This is a genomic window from Cellulomonas pasadenensis, from assembly GCF_047229365.1.
Lineage (GTDB): Bacteria > Actinomycetota > Actinomycetes > Actinomycetales > Cellulomonadaceae > Cellulomonas.
Genome location: NZ_JBFTEP010000024.1, coordinates 1 through 15,625, shown reverse-complemented (window position 1 = coordinate 15,625; position 15,625 = coordinate 1). Strand labels below are relative to the sequence as shown.

Here is a 15,625-nt window from a genome sequence, read left to right as displayed (position 1 = left end):
GAGCCTAGACCTGGGTGCTATGTCCCGTCTGCGGCGCTCACACGACCGGCGCAGGAGCGGCCCCGGGCGTCATGGGCGGCGCCCGGCCGCGGTCACGGGCTCACCCTCGGTGGGCCGGGAGCGTCGACCCGGCGACCCGTGCACGGCACGATGTCGAGAACCGCGCACCGGCTCCGCTCCCCCAGTGACGGGCCGCGGCACGCGCGGCCCACGACACCGGGAGGCGTCATGCCGAAGTACCTGCTCCTCAAGCACTACCGCGGTGGGCCCGATCCCCACCGGCCCGTGCCGCCGATGGACCGGTGGGCGCCCGAGGACGTCGAGGCGCACATGGCGTTCCTGCGGCACGTCGGCGAGATGCTCGAGGAGAGCGGCGAGTACGTCGACGCGCAGGCGCTCACGCCGGTGCAGACGTGGGTGCGCTACGGCGGCCCCGACGCGGCGCCCGTCGTCACCGACGGCCCGCACCCGGAGACGAGCGACCTGGTCGCCGGGTGGTACATGGTCGACGTCGCGTCGTACGAGCGGGCCGTCGAGCTCGCGGCGTACGTGTCGTCCGAGCCCGGGCCCGGCGGCACGCCGCTCTACGAGTGGATCGACGTGCGCGAGGTCATGTCCGGCACCCCGGCGGACGACTGACGACCGTGGACGACGCGCCGGCCGCGCCGGCACCGCCGGACGAGGGCGCCCTGCGCGCCCTCGTCCCGCGCGTGCTCGCGGGGCTCGTGCGCCGCGGCGAGGACTTCGACGCCGCCGAGGACGCCCTCCAGGAGGCCCTGCTCGAGGCGCTGCGCGTGTGGCCGGAGCACCCGCCGCGCGACCCGCGCGCGTGGCTGACGACGGTCGCCGTGCGGCGGCTCGTCGACGCCCGGCGCAGCGCCGCCGCCCGCGTCCGGCGCGAGGACGCCACGTGGGCCGAGCCGCGGCCGGGCGCCGTCGAGGAGGGCGACGACACGCTGCTCCTGCTGTTCTGCTGCTGCCACCCCGACCTCGCGCCGGCGTCGCAGGTCGCGCTCACGCTGCGCGCCGTCGGCGGGCTGACCACCCGGGAGATCGCCGACGCGTTCTGGGTGCCGGAGGCGACGATGGCGCAACGGATCAGCCGGGCCAAGCGGACCCTGCGCGGGCGGCGGCTGGACCGGCCGGGCGACCTCGCCGTCGTCCTGCACGTGCTGTACCTCGTCTACGACGCCGGGCACGCGGGACGCGTCGACCTGGCGGCCGAGGCGATCCGGCTCGCGCGTCAGCTCACGCTCGCGACGGACGAGCCGGAGGCGCGCGGCCTGCTCGCGCTGATGCTGCTGCACCACGCGCGGCTGCCGGCACGGTCCGACGACGCCGGCCGGCTGGTGCCGCTCGACCGGCAGGACCGGACCCGGTGGGACACGCGGCAGGTCGCCGAGGGCGTGCGCGTGCTGCAGTCGGCGCTCGCCGCGCGGACCGACGACCGTCCGCCCGGCCGCTACCAGGTCCAGGCCGCGATCGCGGCGCTGCACGACGACGCCGCGAGCGCCGCCGAGACCGACTGGCCGCAGGTGCTCGCGTGGTACGACGACCTGGTCGCGCTGTCGGGTGACCCGGTGCGCCAGGACCCGGCGGCCGTGCTGGGGCGGGCGGTGGCGGTCGGGCACGTGCTGGGGGCCGCCGCCGGCCTGCGCGAGACCGACCGGCTGCGCGGCGTCCTGGACGACCGCCACCGGTGGCACGCCGTGCGCGGGTACCTGCACGAGCTCGCGGGCGACCTCGCCGCCGCCGCCGAGGCGTACGCGGAGGCGGCGCAGCGGGCCACGAACGCGGCCGAGCGGGAGCACCTGGTGCTGGAGGCGGCACGGGCACGGGCGGGGCGGGTGCGGCCGGTGCGGTGACGGGCTGACCGGTGCGGTCGGTAGACACCGAGTGCATACACCCGGTGTACTACAACCCATGACGGTGCCGATGGCGATGCTGGCGTTCCTCGACGACCACCCCGCGCACGGGTTCGCGCTCAAGCAGCGCTACGACGCGCTGCTCGGCCACGAGCGCGAGCTCCGGACCGGGCAGGTGTACTCCACCCTCGCCCGCCTCGAGCGTGACGGCCTCGCCCGTGGTGTCGAGATCGCGAAGGGCGAGGGGCCGGACCGGCGCGTGTACGCCATCACCGAGCAGGGCGTCGCGGAGCTCGACCACTGGCTGCGCGCGCCGCACACGGTGCCCGCCCGGCCCGGTGAGCTCTTCACCAGGGTCGTCCTCGCGTTCGCCTGTGGTCGTGCCGCCGACGCGATCCTGGCCGACCAGCGGACGGCCCACCTGCGCCGCATGCGCGAGCTCACCGCCGCGCGGCACGACGGCGACCTCGTCGACCGCCTGGCGGGCGACTACGAGATCGCGCACCTCGAGGCGGACCTGCGCTGGATCGAGACGGCCGGCGCACGCCTCGCCGGCGCCGGCCGGCCGGAGGCGGCACGGTGACCGCGGTCCTGGCCGGGACCGGCCTCACGCTCGGCCTCGGCGGTGCCGAGGTGCTGCGCGGCGTCGAAATGTTCCTCGGGGCCGGCGAGGTCGTCGCCCTCACGGGACCCTCCGGCTCCGGCAAGTCGACGCTGCTGCACGTGCTGTCGGGGCTCCTGCGCCCGGACGCCGGCACGGTGACGCTGGCCGGCGAGCGCGTCGACCACCTGCCCGACGCCGTGCGGTCCGACCTGCGCCTGCGACGGTTCGGCTTCGTCCTGCAGTTCGGCGACCTCGTGCCGGAGCTCACGGTCGTCGAGAACGTGGAGCTCCCCCTGCGGCTCACCGGGGTCCGCCACCGCGAGGCTCGCGCACGGGCCGCGGCGCTGCTCGACGAGCTCGACGTCGCCCACGTCGCCCACCGCCGGGTGAGCGAGGTGTCCGGCGGGCAGGCCCAGCGGGCGGCCGTCGCCCGCGCGCTCGTGCACGAGCCGGCCGTCGTGCTGGCCGACGAGCCGACCGGCGCGCTCGACACCGTCACCGGTGAGCGGGTTCTGGAGGCGCTCGTGCGCGCGGCGGAGACCCGCGGCACCGCCGTGCTGCTCGTCACCCACGAGGCGCGCGTCGCCGCCTGGGGCAGCCGGGAGGTCCGGCTGCGGGACGGCCGCGTCGAGACCCCGTCGGTGGCGTGGTGAGCGCGCTCGTGGCGCTCGGCGCACGCCTGGTCGTCGTCGGCGGCCGGCTGCGCGCCGGCGTCGTGGTCGTGGGCACCGCCGTGGCCACCGTGCTGCTCCTGGCCACCGCGGCCGTGCCCGGCGCGCTGCACGCGCCCGGCGCCCCCGTCGACCCCGTCCAGCGCGCGAACACCACCGCCGTCCTCACGTTCAGCCTCGTCCCGGCCGTGGTCCTCGTGATGACCGCCGCGCGCACCTCCGGCGCCGCGCGCGACCGCCGCTCCGCCGCGCTGCGCCTGCTCGGCCTGACGCGGGCCCGCACCGTCGCCGTCGCCGCGGTCGAGAACGGCCTGCTCGGGCTCGTCGGCGCGCTCTGCGGGCTCGGCGTCTTCCTGCTCGCGGCGCCCGCGGTCGACGCCGTCGTGGCCGCCGGCCCGGGCTGGTTCGCCGCACCGTTCACCGTCGGACCCGGGACGGCCCTGCTCGGCGTCGCCTCCACCGCGCTCGCGTCCGTCGGGGTGGCGGCGGCGTCCACCGTCCGCACGACGCGACGGCCCGTGGCGGACCGCTCGGAGGCCACGCCCCGCAGGTCCAGCCCGTGGCGGCTGCTCCCCGCGGCCGTCGCCGTGGTGGCGCTCGGCCTCGTCACCGACCGGGCCGGGTCGGCGCCGTGGGTGCGCTCGGACGCGGGCGCCGTGGTGCTGCTCGTCGGCGCAGTGGCCGGCGCGATCGCGATCGCCGCGGTGACGCCCCTGCTGTCGACGTGGTGCGCGGCGCTCCTGGTCCGGAGCAGGTCCGTGACGGGAGTGCTGGCCGGACGCGGCCTGCAGGCCGATCCCGCGGGCAGCGGCCGGCTCGTCGCCGGGGTCGGCGTCGCCGTCTACCTCGTGCTGGCAGCGCTCGCGGTGCTCACGTCCTTCGAGTCGACGCCGCAGTACCGGTACGCGCTCCAGACGATCCGCCAGGGACCGCAGCCTGTCCTCGTCCGCCCGGCCGGCGAGGTGCAGCAGCGCGACGTGACGGCGCTCAGCGCCGTGCCGGGCGTGCGCGCCGTCGTGCCTCGGTATGACGTCGCCGCCGACGGGTGGTGCGCGCCCGGTGCGCCCTGTCCGGTCGAGGTGTTCGTCGGCACGTGCGCCGACCTCGGGCAGCTGATGGCCGTGTCGGGGTGCCGGGACGACCGCGCGGCCGCTCTCACGGTGGCCGGGTACGAGGGCACCGAGAACGGCATGCCGGCGGACGTCCCCGCGCTCGCGACCGCAGACGCCGTCGACGTCCGGTTCGGCGACGACGGCCCGCTCGTGACGGTCCCGCTCGGTGACGTCGCCGTGCAGGACTCCGCGGCGACGCAGGAGCGGTGGGTGTACCCGTCGTCGTACGACCTGTTCGTGCCACGGTCCGTCGCCGACGCGGCGGGTGCCACGCCCACGTCGCTCACCGTCGTGGCCGACGGCGGCCTCGACGTGCGGGCCGCGGTGGCCGACGCGGCTCCGCCCGACGCCACGGTGCTCCCCTATCCGATGGACGACTACGAGGCCGCGCTGCGCGTGCGCGCGGTCGTGGCGACCCTGTCGGCGGCGGTCGTGGCGGTCGGTCTCCTCGCGCTCGGCATGGTCGCCGTCGACCGGGCGGTGGAGCGACGCCGGGCCGTGGCGCGGTACGTCGCCGTGGGGATCCCCGGCCGGGCGCTGCGCGCGGCGCAGCTCGCGCAGACGCTCGTCCCGCTGCTCGTGGCGGTCGCGCTGGCGGCGGGGCTCGGCGGGCTCATGGTGCGGGCCTACGCGGCGGCGGCCGGATGGCCTGCGCTGCGCGACGGCACGCAGCTCGGGCTCGTGACGGCTGCGACGCTCGCCGGCGCGGTGCTCGTGTCGCTCGCGACGCTGCCCGCCGTGCGCACGCGCGTCACCGCGGACCTGCTGCGCCGCGAGTGACGACGACGCGACCGGCCCCTGCACCGCCACGCGACGTGAGAGAGCACGCTGGGCACGCCGGACGAACGCGCCTGGCTACCCGGCACGGTCCTGCACCGCGCGGACGAACGCGTGCGGCTCCTCGAGGAGAAACCGCCCGACGGTCGCGCCGGCGTCCTCGAGCTCGACGTTCGACAGCGCGCCGGTCGTCACGCGGGCGCGGGCCGCGTCGCCGAGCGGGACGTCGAGCGCGGCGCCGAGCATCAGACGCTCGAGACGGTTCGGCGTGAAGACCAGGCGCCGTCGCGTCAGGGTCAGCCAGCCGCCGGTCGGGCGTAACCGGCGCCGCCAGTTGGCGCGCCCCTCCCAGAGGACGACGTCGTCGGGGTCGATCTCGGGTCGCACGAACAGGTCCACACGTCCTCCCGGTGCTCCCGGTGCTCCCGACGGCCGGCTCTCACGCCGCGATCCGCCTCACGCCGTGATCAGCCAGAGGGCCGCCACGCCCAGCAGCATCATGACGATCCCCCCGACGCGGACGACCACCGGCGCCGACGGCTGCGCGGACCGCGCGTCGCCGCGTCGCGCGAAGGCACGGGTGATCGCGTGCGGCGCCGCCGCAAAGACCGCACCGCCGACGAGCAGGACGACCAGCCCCGCCCAGTGGATCGGCCCCATCAGCCGGCCCTCACTCGTGCGTGCATCCGGCGCCCCCGCCGTCGTGGTCCCGCGGTCCCGCGGCTGCGGCCCCATGCGTACCGCGGCGCGCGGGGTGGCGTCCACGGCGGACGTCCGATTTCATCCCCGCCGTCGTCAGCGCATGAAGGTGGGGCCGCCACCCCGTCGCACGGCTGCGTACGCGGCGACGCTCGCGACCAGCCCCGCGACGCCGAGGCCGAGCACCCACCACTCGTCGGGCCCGTCGGACACCACCATGACCACGGCGTAGGCGACGGTCAGCACGGCGAGCACGCCGATGAGCACCCGACCGGCCGCCAGCCGTCGTCGTCTGCGTGCGTCGCCGTCCACGGCACCCCCATCACCCGATCCCGCGACCGATCGTCCCGACCCGGAGCCCCACCCGCCACCCCAGGGGCGCCGAACCGGCCGTCGTGCAGCACCCTGGCACCGGGACGCTGCACAGCGGCCGGTTCGTCGCCGGGCGGTGCGTCAGCGGCGGCGGCGCACCACGGCCGTCACGCCGTAGACCGCCACCACCACCGCCACCAGGCCCGCCGTCGCGAGCAGCTGGGAACGGGCCGCCGCGTCGGTCGCCATGAGCACGACGACGCCCGCGAGCGCGACGAGCGTCGCCCAGGTCAGCCACGGGTACAGCCACATGCGCAGCTCGAGCGGGCGTCCGGCGGCGCGCGCCTCCGCCTCCAGCCGCGGACGCAGGCGCAGCTGCGCGACGGCGACGAGGATCCACACCACGAGCAGCGACGCGCCGACGGCGTTGAGCAGGATGCCGAGCAGCGCGTCCGGCAGCAGCCAGTTGAGCGCGACGGCGACGAGCCCGAGCACCACGGACACGAGCACGGCCACCCACGGCACGTCGCGGCGCGAGACGCGACGCAGCGCCGCCGGCCCGTCGCCGCGCCCGGCCAGCGAGAACGCCATCCGGGACGTCGCGTAGACGTTCGCGTTGAAGGCCGACAGCAGCGCCAGGACGACGACGACCTCCATGAGCCGCGCGGCGCCGGGCAGCCCCGCCAGGTCGAGCACCGCGACGAACGGCCCCTCCTGCAGCGCGGGCGCGTCCCACGGGAGCACGAGCACCATGAGCGCGACGGAGCCGACGTAGAACAGCAGGATCCGCCACACGATCGACCGGGTCGCGCGCGCGACGGCCCGCTGGGGCTCCTCGGCCTCGGCGGCGGCGATCGTGACGATCTCGATCCCGCCGAACGCGAAGACGACCACGAGCAGCCCGGCCGCGACGCCCGCGACGCCCGTCGGCGCGAACCCGTCCGCGAGCAGCACCGACGTCCCGACGGGGTCGGTGCCGGGCAGCAGCCCGAGCGCGAGCGCCGCCCCCACCACGAGGAACGCGACGATCGCGACGACCTTGATCGCCGCGAACCAGAACTCCATCTCGCCGAACTGCCGCACGCCGACGAGGTTCACCACGGCGAACAGCGCGACGACGACGAGCGCGACGGCCCACTGCGGTACCCCGGGCGCCCACCCGGTGACGATCCGCGCGACGCCCGTCACCTCGACGCCCAGCACCATGACGATCGTGAACCAGTAGACCCAGCCGAGCGTGAACCCGGCCCAGCGCCCGAGCGCCTCCTCCGCGTAGACGGAGAACGACCCGCTCGACGGCACGGCCGACGCCATCTCGGCCAGCATCCGCATGACCAGCACGACGAGCACGCCCGCGAGCGCGTACGAGACGAGGACCGCCGGCCCGGCGGTCGCGATGCCGACGCCGCTGCCGAGGAACAGGCCGGCGCCGATCGCGGAGCCGAGGCCCATCATCGTCAGGTGCCGCGTGCGCAGGCCGTGCCGCAGGACGGCGTCCGGTGCCGTCGGCGTCGGGTCACCGCCCGTCGGTGCGGCGGGGGCGGCGGGGTCGGTCGACGTCATGGGGTGCCTCGGTGGTGCGGGGGTGCGGGCCGGACGGCCGACCGCCCACGGTAGCCGCCGCGCGGCGGGGCGCCGCTCCGCACGGGACGGCGGACGGCGTGCCCGTGGGCTCAGCGCGGCGCGGTCACGGTCACGGTCAGCTCGAGGACGCCGTCCGCGGCGCGGACGCGCACCCCGCCGGGTGCGTCGACGAGCGCGTCGGCGCCGGCCGCGCGCAGGTCGTCCGCCGCGTGCGTGCCGAGGACGCCGACGACCCGCAGCCCCGCGGCGCGCGCCGACCGGACCCCCTCGGGCGTGTCCTCGAGCGCGACCGCGTCGGCGGGGTCGACCCCGAGCAGCTCGGCGCCGCGCAGGTACGGCAGCGGGTCGGGCTTGCCGCGCTCCACGTCCTCGGCGGTGACGAGCACCGCCGGCACGGGCAGCCCCGCGCCACGCAGCCGGGCCGTGAGGATCTCGCGCCGGCCGGACGTCACGCAGCCCCACGCCCCGTCGGGCACGGCCGCGAGCAGGTCGGCGGCGCCGGGCAGCGGACGGACGAGCCCGGCCGACGCGACGGACGCCCGCAGCGACGCGTCGAGCGCGTGCTGCCGGTCGCCGGCGGCGAAGAACTCCTCCGCGACCTCGGGCGCGCGCCGTGCCAGGGCGGCCGCCGCGACCGCGTCGGGGTCCGCGCCGAGCTCCTCCGCCACGGCCGCCCACGCGCTGCGCACGGCCTCCGCCGAGTCGACGAGCGTCCCGTCGACGTCCAGCAGCAGCGCACGACAGGCGAGGGTCACGGGGCCGGCGTCCATCCCCCGATCCCAGCACAGCCACCGCGACCCGGCCCGCCCTCCTCCGCCGCCGAGCTCGCCGGTCCGACGCCGACCTCGCCCCCTCCCGCGCCGAGGTCGCCGGTTCCGCGCCGAGCTCGCCGGTCCGGGCAGGCGACCTCGCCGTCCACCGGGCGACCTCGGCGATGGGCGGCGGCAGATGGACGGGGCTGGGGTAGCGGGGCAGCCAGGGGTACGCACCACAGGGCGCGTCTCCGACGTTCGCCGCGCTGGGCAGGGCTGCTGGTCAGCGCCCCCGGGTGGGCTTCCGTGCCGACAGCGGGGCGCGGCCGCAGGCCCACGAGCCACGCCCCCGTGGCGTCATTGCCGCGATCGCCCGGCCGCGTAGGTCCACACGTCCGACTCCGCGGTGTCGGCGCGTCGGCACACCTCGCGCACCAGCGCGTCGACGCAGGCCCGCTCGTCCGCTCCCTCGGTCGACAGCACGGGGACCACCCAGCCGCATCCCGCCAGCGCGCAGTGCTCCTCCCACCCCGCCCAGGCGCGCAGCTCCGCGAGCGTGAAGGTGGCCTGCCCGCCGCGCTCGCCGTGGCCACCGCCGATCGACTCGCCGAGCACGAACGGCTGCGCGGCGAACGGCCGGACGTACACGGAGTACACGTGGTGTCGCGCGTCCTGCGGCGTCGGTGCCTGGTTCCGGTACGCGACGCGCAGGTGCAGGCTCTCGAGCTCCCGCACCGACGCCGGGCGTGAGCGCGCGACCAGGTCGCCGGTCGTCAGCACCTTGCCGCCCGGCCAGCGGACCGCCCCGGCATCGAAGGTCAGGTGCTTGCGCTTCTCGGGGTACCCGAGCTCGGACCAGTCGGGCCCGGGGTGGTCGCGCTCCAGCCGGGGGTCGAGGCAGTCGAGGACGAGGACGACACCGCCGTCCAGCTCGAGCACGATCGACGACTCCTCGGTCGGGACGACGCGCACGAGTGCCGGTGCGTCGTCCCTCCGCGCGCTCGGCTGCTGCACCGGGTGAGGATACGGCGCGACGTGGACCCGGCCGGCGCTGGAATCGTCACGCGTCCGGAGTGCGGTGCGGGCGGAGCGCGCACCCACCGCGCAGCCACCTGACCAGGATCAACGGCACCCGGGTCGCGGTTCCGGAGACACGTCCTAGCCGACCGTGGACGCGGACGGCGTCGGTGCGGCGGCGGGGCGCAGCTGCACCGCCGTCGTCACCGCGACGAGCACGACGAGCGCGGCGGCCAGGCCCGGGAAGCCGACGGCCGCCAGGACCGGGCCGGCCAGCGCGCCGCCGACCGCGCCCGCGAGGCTCATCAGGGCGTCCGACACGCCCTGCAGCGCGGGTCGGCGCGCCGGCTCGACGGCCGTCACGACCAGCGCCGACCCCGCGACGGTGGACGCGGACCAGCCGAGCCCCAGCAGCACGAGCGCGACGACCACCGCCACGTGCGACTCCGACCCCACGAGCACGACCAGCAGCGACGCCAGCAGCATCGCCTGCCCGACCAGCACGACCTGCCGCCGTCCCCACCGGTCCGCGAGGTGCCCGAAGACCGGCGACAGCGCGAACATGCCGGCCACGTGCAGGCTGATGGTCAGGCCCACGGCGGTGAGCGTCGCGCCGTGCCCGGTCAGGTGCACGGGCGTCATGCTCATGAGCGCGACCATCACCGCGTGGCTCAGGGCGACCGTGAGCACGGCCCGCCGTGCGGCGGCGGTCGCGCGCAGGACCCGCAGGCCGCCGACCGGGCGGGCCGGCACCGCGTCCGCCGGCGCGCGCACCGCGTCGTCGGCCGCCGCCGTCAGCAGCGGGTCGGGCCGGAGCCCGACCAGGTACACCACCGCACCGGCGGCCTGCGCGACGGCCGCGATGACGAACCCGCCCGCGAGGGCGGGCAGCCCCAGCGCCCCCGCGAGCGACTCCCCCGGCTCGTAGAGGTTCGGCCCGACGACGGCCCCGACCGTCGTCGCCCACACCACCAGCGACAGGTCGCGCGCGCGGGTGGCCGGCGCCGCGAGGTCGGTCGCGGCGAACCGCGCCTGCAGGTTCAGCGACGTCGCGGCGCCCAGCAGGAGGACGCCCAGCAGCAGCGGCACGAGCGCGCCCGCGACGGACGCGCCGACCACCACGAGGCTCCCGAGCACCGCCACGACGGCGCCCGTCGTCAACGACACGCGCCGACCCCGGCGCAGCGCCAGCCGCGCGAGCGGCACCGACAGCACGGCGGCCCCGAGCGTGCCCATCGTCGCGGACATCCCGGACCACGCCGGCGACCCCGCGACCTCGGCCACCAGCAGCGCGCCGAGCCCCAGCGCGGCGCCCGTCCCCAGCCCGCCCAGCACCTGGCCGGCGGCGAGCACGCGCACCACGCGGCCCTGCAGGCGCCGCCGGTCCGGCGCCGTGGCGGCGACGGGCGCTCGGGCCATGCGGTCCTCCTCGTCCGTCGGCGCGTCCGCCGGGCCGTGCGCGTCGGCCGTCACGCGCGGTGCGCCGCGGCGTACAGGTCCCGCAGGAGCGCGATCTCCGCGCCGTGGTGCAGGACCTCCTGGTTCATCCACCACACGAGGTCGAGGAAGGGCATCTCGGCGTCGTCCCCGTCGGGGTACGTCGAGCGGCCGACCTGGTCGAGCGCGGCGTCGTCGGCCGTGGTGAGCGCGTACCGCCAGGCGCCGGCGGCCGCCTCGAGCGCCGCGACGGCACCCGCCGCGTCGCCCGGGTACCGCAGGTCGCCCTCGAGGCGCCGGCGGTCGCCGACGGTGTGCTCGGCCCGCAGCTCGAGCATCTCGAGCAGGTGCGTCGTCCGCCAGGCGATCGTCGTCACCGGCGGCGGCCACGGGTGCGGGCGCCCGCCGTCGCGGCCCCACTCGCCCGCGCCGACGAGCACGGTCGCGCCGGGCGCCGGGCCGTCCGCGTGGCGGCGGACGGACCAGGCGCCGGGCACCGGCTCCCAGCGGTACTCGGCGTCGTCGAGCGGGACCACGGCCACGCGCTCGCCGTCGCCGCTGTCGACGACCGGGCCGCGCAACCGGTCGAGCAGCCGCCCGACGCCCCAGTCGTACTGGCGCAGCAGCGGGACGAGGCGGGGCGGCACGTCGGTCGGCGGGCCGGTCGGCGCGCCCCCGGTGCGGCCCCACGCGGGCCCGGCGGCCCCCTCGGTCACTGCGGTCCCCTCCGGCACGGCGGCCTCCTCGGCTGGACCCGGGCTCGGCGCCGGTGCGCCGCGCTCGACGCTACGACCGTCGCGCCGGGCCGGACAAGGCCGTCCCCGGCCGGGCGGGTCACGCCACCTCCACGTACACGTCGAGCCCGTCGACCTCGGTGAAGCCGAGGCGCGCGTAGACGCGGGCGGCGAGGTCGGAGTCCGGGTGCAGGTGCGCGACGCGTGCGCCGGCGGCCACCGCGCGGTCCAGCAGCCACCCCGACACGGCCGCGGCGACGCCCCGGCGGCGAGCCTCGGGCAGGACCGCGACGCCGGCGAGGTACGCGGCCGGGCCGGCGCGACCGTCGGTGCGCAGGCACGACGCCGTGCCGACGGGCCGGCCGTCGAGCTCGGCGACGGCGACGGTCGCGCGCTCGGAGACGAGCAGCGGACGCATCCACGCGGCCTCCACCGCGGCGTCGCCGTCGAAGGCGGTGGCGTCGACGCGGGCGACGACGTCGAGGTCGTCGGGCGTCGCGGCGCGTACGACGAGCCCCGGCACAGCGGGCGCGCGGACGAGGTCCGCGGCGTGCAGCAGCATGAGCCGCTTGCGGAACAGCAGGCGCCCGTGCGGCCACGGCGCGCCGGCCGGCACCCGCAGCCCCCACGGCACGTCGAGGCGTGCGTACCAGGCACGGACGGCGTCGACGTCGACGAGCCCGGGGTCGGTGACGTCGCCGTTGTTCCACTGCGCGTACGGCAGCCCGCTCGCCATGAGCCGCACGCCGGGCAGCTCCGCGACGGCACCGCCCGCCTCCGCGCGCAGCCGCCCGTGCTGCTCCCACGCGTCGGCGTGCGCCGTGCGCGCGAGCTCCGTGCGCTCGACCTCCGCGCGCTCGTGCTCCGCGCGCTCGGGCTCCGCGCGCTCGCGCCGTGCGGGAGTCGTCGCCGAGACGTGGCCGGGTGCGGGGTGGGACACCCCCGCAGCATGCCGCCGGCGCGTGCGCCGCGGCGCCCCCTTTTCGCGCCCCCTCCGACACTCGCGGGACCGACGGCAAAAGTTTCGCTAAAGGCTTCACCGGATTGTCCGCCGGTGCGCCGCTCCCGACAGTGAGGACGAGCGCCGCCGGGGGCACGTCCCCGCCGCGCGGGGAGCGAGAGTGTCGGCCCGACGGAGGGCCGACGACCCCGCCCCGGACCACCCCGGAGGGAGACCGCCCGTGACCACAGCACGCCGCCCGTCGCACCGCACGGCGATCCGCTCGGCGCTCGTCGCGCTGACGGTGACCGCGCTGGCGACCGCGACCGTCGTGACCGACGTCGGCACGGCCGCGCCCGCGCAGGCCGCACCGTTCGCGTCCGCCGTCGAGAACGAGGGCGCCGACTGCGCCGTCCCCACGCTGCCCGACGCCGGCGCGCTGCCGACGAACGCGCAGCTGCCCGATCCGTTCCGCCGCCTCGACGGCTCGCGCATCGCGACGAAGGCCGACTGGCGCTGCCAGCGCGAGCTCACGCGCCGCCTGGCCGAGAAGTTCGTGTACGGCGAGAAGCCCGCGAAGCCGGCGAGCGTGACGGGCACGGTCACCGGCTCGACCATCACCGTGACCACGTCGCACCAGGGCCGCACGTCGACCTTCTCCGCCAAGGTCGAGCTGCCCAGCGGCACCGGCCCGTTCCCGGCCGTCGTCGTCTACGGCGGGTTCGGCGCCGACACCGCGGCGATCAAGGCCGCCGGCGCCGCCGTCATCAGCTACGACCCGTACACGGTGGGCCGCGAGGGCACCGGCCGCGCGAACAAGCAGGGCGCCTTCTACACGCTGTACGGCGCGCAGAGCCAGACCGGCCTGCTCATGGCGTGGGCGTGGGGCGTCAGCCGGATCATCGACGTCATCGGGCAGTCCGGGGGGTCGGTCCTCAAGGCCGACGCCACCGGCGTCACCGGGTGCTCCCGGTTCGGCAAGGGTGCGTTCGTCGCCGGCGCGTTCGACCAGCGCATCGCGCTGACCATGCCGATCGAGTCCGGCAGCGCCGGCGTGCCGATCTTCCGCGGCATCCCCGGCGAGGGCGCGCAGAGCCTCAGCAGCGCCTACGGCGAGCAGCCGTGGCTCGGCGACGCGTTCGGCACGTTCACGAGCAGCCCGAACCGGCTGCCGGTCGACACCCACCAGGTCGTCGGCCTGGTCGCACCGCGCGGCCTGCTCATCATGGACAACCCGCACATCGCGAACCTCGGGCCGCGGTCCGCGAGCATCGCGGCGCTCGGCGGCGCCGAGGTCTACAAGGCGCTGGGCGCCGGCCAGAACATCTCCTACTGGTCCGACGTGCAGGACGGCTCGCACTGCGCCAACCGGCCGGAGTGGCGCACGCCCATCCAGCAGCACGTGCAGAAGTACCTGGTCGGCACGGGCACGGCCGCCGGTGCCATCCGCATCTCGAGCCGCGCGCAGGGCCGGCTCGCGGACTGGGCGTCGTGGTCCGCGCCGACGCTGACGGACGGGCCGGGGCAGACGCCGACGCAGCAGCCCACGCAGCAGCCCACCCAGCAGCCCACCCAGCAGCCCACCCAGCAGCCGGGCGGTGCGTGCTCCGCGTCGGTGTCGGTGAACCAGTGGACCGGTGGGTTCGTCGCCACCGTGCGCGTCACCGCCGGGTCGGCGCCGCTCAGCCGGTGGACGGTGGCCGCGTCGCTGCCCGCCGGCTCGGCCGTCACCAACGCGTGGAACGCCACGCACAGCGGCGGCCGCTTCTCGAACGTCGCGTGGAACGGCTCGGTCGCCGCCGGCCAGACCACCGAGTTCGGCTTCCAGGGCACGGGCAGCGCCACCGGCCTGACGGCCACCTGCTCGGCGGGCTGACCGCCGCCCGCAGGACGCGGGCCCGGTGCGACGGACACGTCGCACCGGGCCCGCTCCCGTCCACCTCCGACCGAGCCCACCGCTCGCCGAGCTCGGTGGTTGTGCCGCGAGTTCGTCACCCCGACCGGACGAGCTCGACGCACGACCACCGAGCTCGGCGACCAGGGGCGGGGGTCAGCGCGTGCCGTCGGACGCTCTGCGGAGGACAGTGGTGGGGACGGGTCGTGCGGGCCCGGTGACTCCGAGGGGGCGACGTGCGACACGCAGGACTCGCGACGGTGGCGGTGGTCGGGATCGCGCTGTGCGCCGGGTGCGCCGACACCCCGGCGCCCGGCAGCGGTGCGCTCGAGACGGTCACCGCCTCACCCACGGACGCGTCCACCGGCCCGACGGCGACGCCCGTCGAGTCCCCCGTGCCGAACGTCGCGGAGACGTTCTTCCCGGGCGCGCCGCCGGACGTCGGGTCGGAGGAGATCGCCGTCACGCCGGGCGACGACCCGCGGCAGCTCCTCCTCGTCACGTGGGGCAGCTCGACGTGCCCCACGCTCCCCGACGACGTCACGTGGGACGCCGCCGCGGAGGTGCTGCGCGTGACGCTCACCGACGCGACGGCCTACGGCGACGCCGCCTGCACGGCCGACATGGCACCGACGACGAGCGTCGTCCGGCTGCCCGACGAGGCGCCCGACGCGGCCGAGGTCACCGTCGAGGTCGCCGGCGCGCGGCTCCCGGTCGACTGACGCCGACACGTCCCGGCATCCCGCGCACCGTCGGCGCCGGGCCGTCCCGCCGGCACCCGCTGACCCGACCCCCGTCACGCCTCCGCGCGCACGTCGGCCGCCGCGAGCGGCACGTCGAGCCCGACCACGCCGAGCTCGACCCGCCGGATCCCGTCGGCCGGCACCGCGACGGACGCGCCGAGCCCCGCGGCGGTGCGCTCCCCCGTGCTCGACCACGTCCCGACGACCTCGCGCCGGCCGTCCGCGTCGACGACGACGAGCTCGTAGACGCCCTCGGCGAGCTCGTCGGCGGTGTACTCGCACCACCAGTCCAGGCGGGTGCCCCACCGCGCGGGCGTGAGGGTGAGGTCGGCCGTCACCCCGGACCCGCCGACGGGCGTCAGCGACACGGTGCGCGCGTCGGCGACGACGACGGCGTCGTCGCGGTCCGCCCCGACGACGGACGCGCCCCCGAGCCCGCCGACGGCCACGAGCCCCACCGCGGCGGCGGCCAGCAGCGTGTGCC

The 15,625-nt window shown here is 77.3% G+C and carries 16 protein-coding genes and 1 pseudogene; 7 read left to right on the top strand and 10 right to left on the bottom strand.

The features are described from left to right. The first annotated feature begins 228 nt into the window (after nt 1-228). The 5 genes from AB6N23_RS05480 to AB6N23_RS05460 are packed head-to-tail and all read left to right on the top strand — an operon-like array spanning nt 229 to nt 5,032. On the top strand, nt 229-639 hold the full coding sequence (locus AB6N23_RS05480; RefSeq protein ID WP_412865086.1) for a YciI family protein: 411 nt from the start codon (nt 229-231) through the stop codon (nt 637-639). Nucleotides 640-644: 5 nt separating this feature from the next. Then, a complete protein-coding gene (locus AB6N23_RS05475; protein ID WP_412865085.1) occupies nt 645-1,865 on the top strand; it encodes an RNA polymerase sigma factor in 1,221 nt (406 codons plus the stop codon). A 58-nt stretch (nt 1,866-1,923) separates the two neighbouring features. Further along, nucleotides 1,924-2,448 carry a PadR family transcriptional regulator gene (locus tag AB6N23_RS05470; protein ID WP_412865084.1) on the top strand — a complete coding sequence of 175 codons (525 nt, stop codon included), beginning with the start codon at nt 1,924-1,926 and terminating at the stop codon, nt 2,446-2,448. Further along, nucleotides 2,445-3,122, top strand: coding sequence for an ABC transporter ATP-binding protein (locus AB6N23_RS05465; RefSeq protein WP_412865083.1), 678 nt, complete (start codon nt 2,445-2,447; stop codon nt 3,120-3,122). The genes AB6N23_RS05470 and AB6N23_RS05465 overlap by 4 nt, the downstream gene beginning before the upstream one ends. Further along, entirely contained in the window at nt 3,119-5,032 is a 1,914-nt protein-coding gene (locus AB6N23_RS05460; protein ID WP_412865082.1) for an FtsX-like permease family protein, read from the top strand. Before AB6N23_RS05465 ends, AB6N23_RS05460 begins: the two co-directional genes overlap by 4 nt. Before the next feature lie 75 nt (nt 5,033-5,107). On the opposite strand, the gene AB6N23_RS05455 is transcribed toward AB6N23_RS05460, so the two are convergent. From AB6N23_RS05455 to AB6N23_RS05415, 9 genes are all read right to left on the bottom strand, one after another. Continuing rightward, nucleotides 5,108-5,428 (bottom strand): hypothetical protein, encoded by a 321-nt coding sequence (locus AB6N23_RS05455; protein WP_412865081.1) that lies wholly within the window; start codon nt 5,426-5,428, stop codon nt 5,108-5,110. Between the two features lie 57 nt (nt 5,429-5,485). Beyond that, nucleotides 5,486-5,689, bottom strand: a complete 204-nt coding sequence (locus AB6N23_RS05450) for a hypothetical protein (protein WP_412865080.1) — start codon at nt 5,687-5,689, stop codon at nt 5,486-5,488. Between the two features lie 135 nt (nt 5,690-5,824). Then, nucleotides 5,825-6,040 carry a hypothetical protein gene (locus AB6N23_RS05445; protein WP_412865079.1) on the bottom strand — a complete coding sequence of 72 codons (216 nt, stop codon included), beginning with the start codon at nt 6,038-6,040 and terminating at the stop codon, nt 5,825-5,827. A gap of 141 nt (nt 6,041-6,181) precedes the next feature. After that, entirely contained in the window at nt 6,182-7,603 is a 1,422-nt protein-coding gene (locus AB6N23_RS05440) for an amino acid permease (protein WP_412865078.1), read from the bottom strand. Nucleotides 7,604-7,713: 110 nt separating this feature from the next. Beyond that, complete coding sequence (locus tag AB6N23_RS05435; RefSeq protein WP_412865077.1) at nt 7,714-8,394, bottom strand: HAD-IA family hydrolase; 681 nt, start codon at nt 8,392-8,394, stop codon at nt 7,714-7,716. A 339-nt stretch (nt 8,395-8,733) separates the two neighbouring features. After that, nucleotides 8,734-9,390, bottom strand: a complete 657-nt coding sequence (locus AB6N23_RS05430; protein WP_412865076.1) for a hypothetical protein — start codon at nt 9,388-9,390, stop codon at nt 8,734-8,736. Between the two features lie 144 nt (nt 9,391-9,534). Then, nucleotides 9,535-10,812 (bottom strand): MFS transporter, encoded by a 1,278-nt coding sequence (locus AB6N23_RS05425; protein ID WP_412865075.1) that lies wholly within the window; start codon nt 10,810-10,812, stop codon nt 9,535-9,537. Between the two features lie 50 nt (nt 10,813-10,862). After that, the gene (locus AB6N23_RS05420; protein ID WP_412865074.1) at nt 10,863-11,564 is read right to left on the bottom strand and encodes a DinB family protein; all 702 of its coding nucleotides are present in this window, start codon (nt 11,562-11,564) and stop codon (nt 10,863-10,865) included. Nucleotides 11,565-11,664: 100 nt separating this feature from the next. Further along, on the bottom strand, nt 11,665-12,504 hold the full coding sequence (locus tag AB6N23_RS05415) for a GNAT family N-acetyltransferase (protein WP_412865073.1): 840 nt from the start codon (nt 12,502-12,504) through the stop codon (nt 11,665-11,667). Nucleotides 12,505-12,745: 241 nt separating this feature from the next. Here AB6N23_RS05415 and AB6N23_RS05410 point away from each other — a divergent pair, with 241 nt between their 5' ends. Together AB6N23_RS05410 and AB6N23_RS05405 are read left to right on the top strand one after the other, a co-directional pair. Further along, nucleotides 12,746-14,380 (top strand): glucuronyl esterase domain-containing protein, encoded by a 1,635-nt coding sequence (locus tag AB6N23_RS05410; RefSeq protein WP_412865072.1) that lies wholly within the window; start codon nt 12,746-12,748, stop codon nt 14,378-14,380. Nucleotides 14,381-14,634: 254 nt separating this feature from the next. Further along, nucleotides 14,635-15,120, top strand: a complete 486-nt coding sequence (locus AB6N23_RS05405) for a hypothetical protein (RefSeq protein WP_412865071.1) — start codon at nt 14,635-14,637, stop codon at nt 15,118-15,120. Between the two features lie 74 nt (nt 15,121-15,194). Here AB6N23_RS05405 and AB6N23_RS05400 read toward each other — a convergent pair. After that, nucleotides 15,195-15,625: pseudogene (locus AB6N23_RS05400) on the bottom strand (hypothetical protein); the annotation flags it as partial.

Excerpts from the sequence above, each read along its gene's own strand:
- AB6N23_RS05440 (WP_412865078.1), bottom strand. The coding sequence starts at position 7,603 with ATGACGTCGACCGACCCCGCCGCCCCCGCCGCACCGACGGGCGGTGAC.
- AB6N23_RS05480 (WP_412865086.1), top strand. The coding sequence starts at position 229 with ATGCCGAAGTACCTGCTCCTCAAGCACTACCGCGGTGGGCCCGATCCC.
- AB6N23_RS05425 (WP_412865075.1), bottom strand. The coding sequence starts at position 10,812 with ATGGCCCGAGCGCCCGTCGCCGCCACGGCGCCGGACCGGCGGCGCCTG.
- AB6N23_RS05450 (WP_412865080.1), bottom strand. The coding sequence starts at position 5,689 with ATGGGGCCGATCCACTGGGCGGGGCTGGTCGTCCTGCTCGTCGGCGGT.
- AB6N23_RS05435 (WP_412865077.1), bottom strand. The coding sequence starts at position 8,394 with ATGGACGCCGGCCCCGTGACCCTCGCCTGTCGTGCGCTGCTGCTGGAC.
- AB6N23_RS05470 (WP_412865084.1), top strand. The coding sequence starts at position 1,924 with ATGACGGTGCCGATGGCGATGCTGGCGTTCCTCGACGACCACCCCGCG.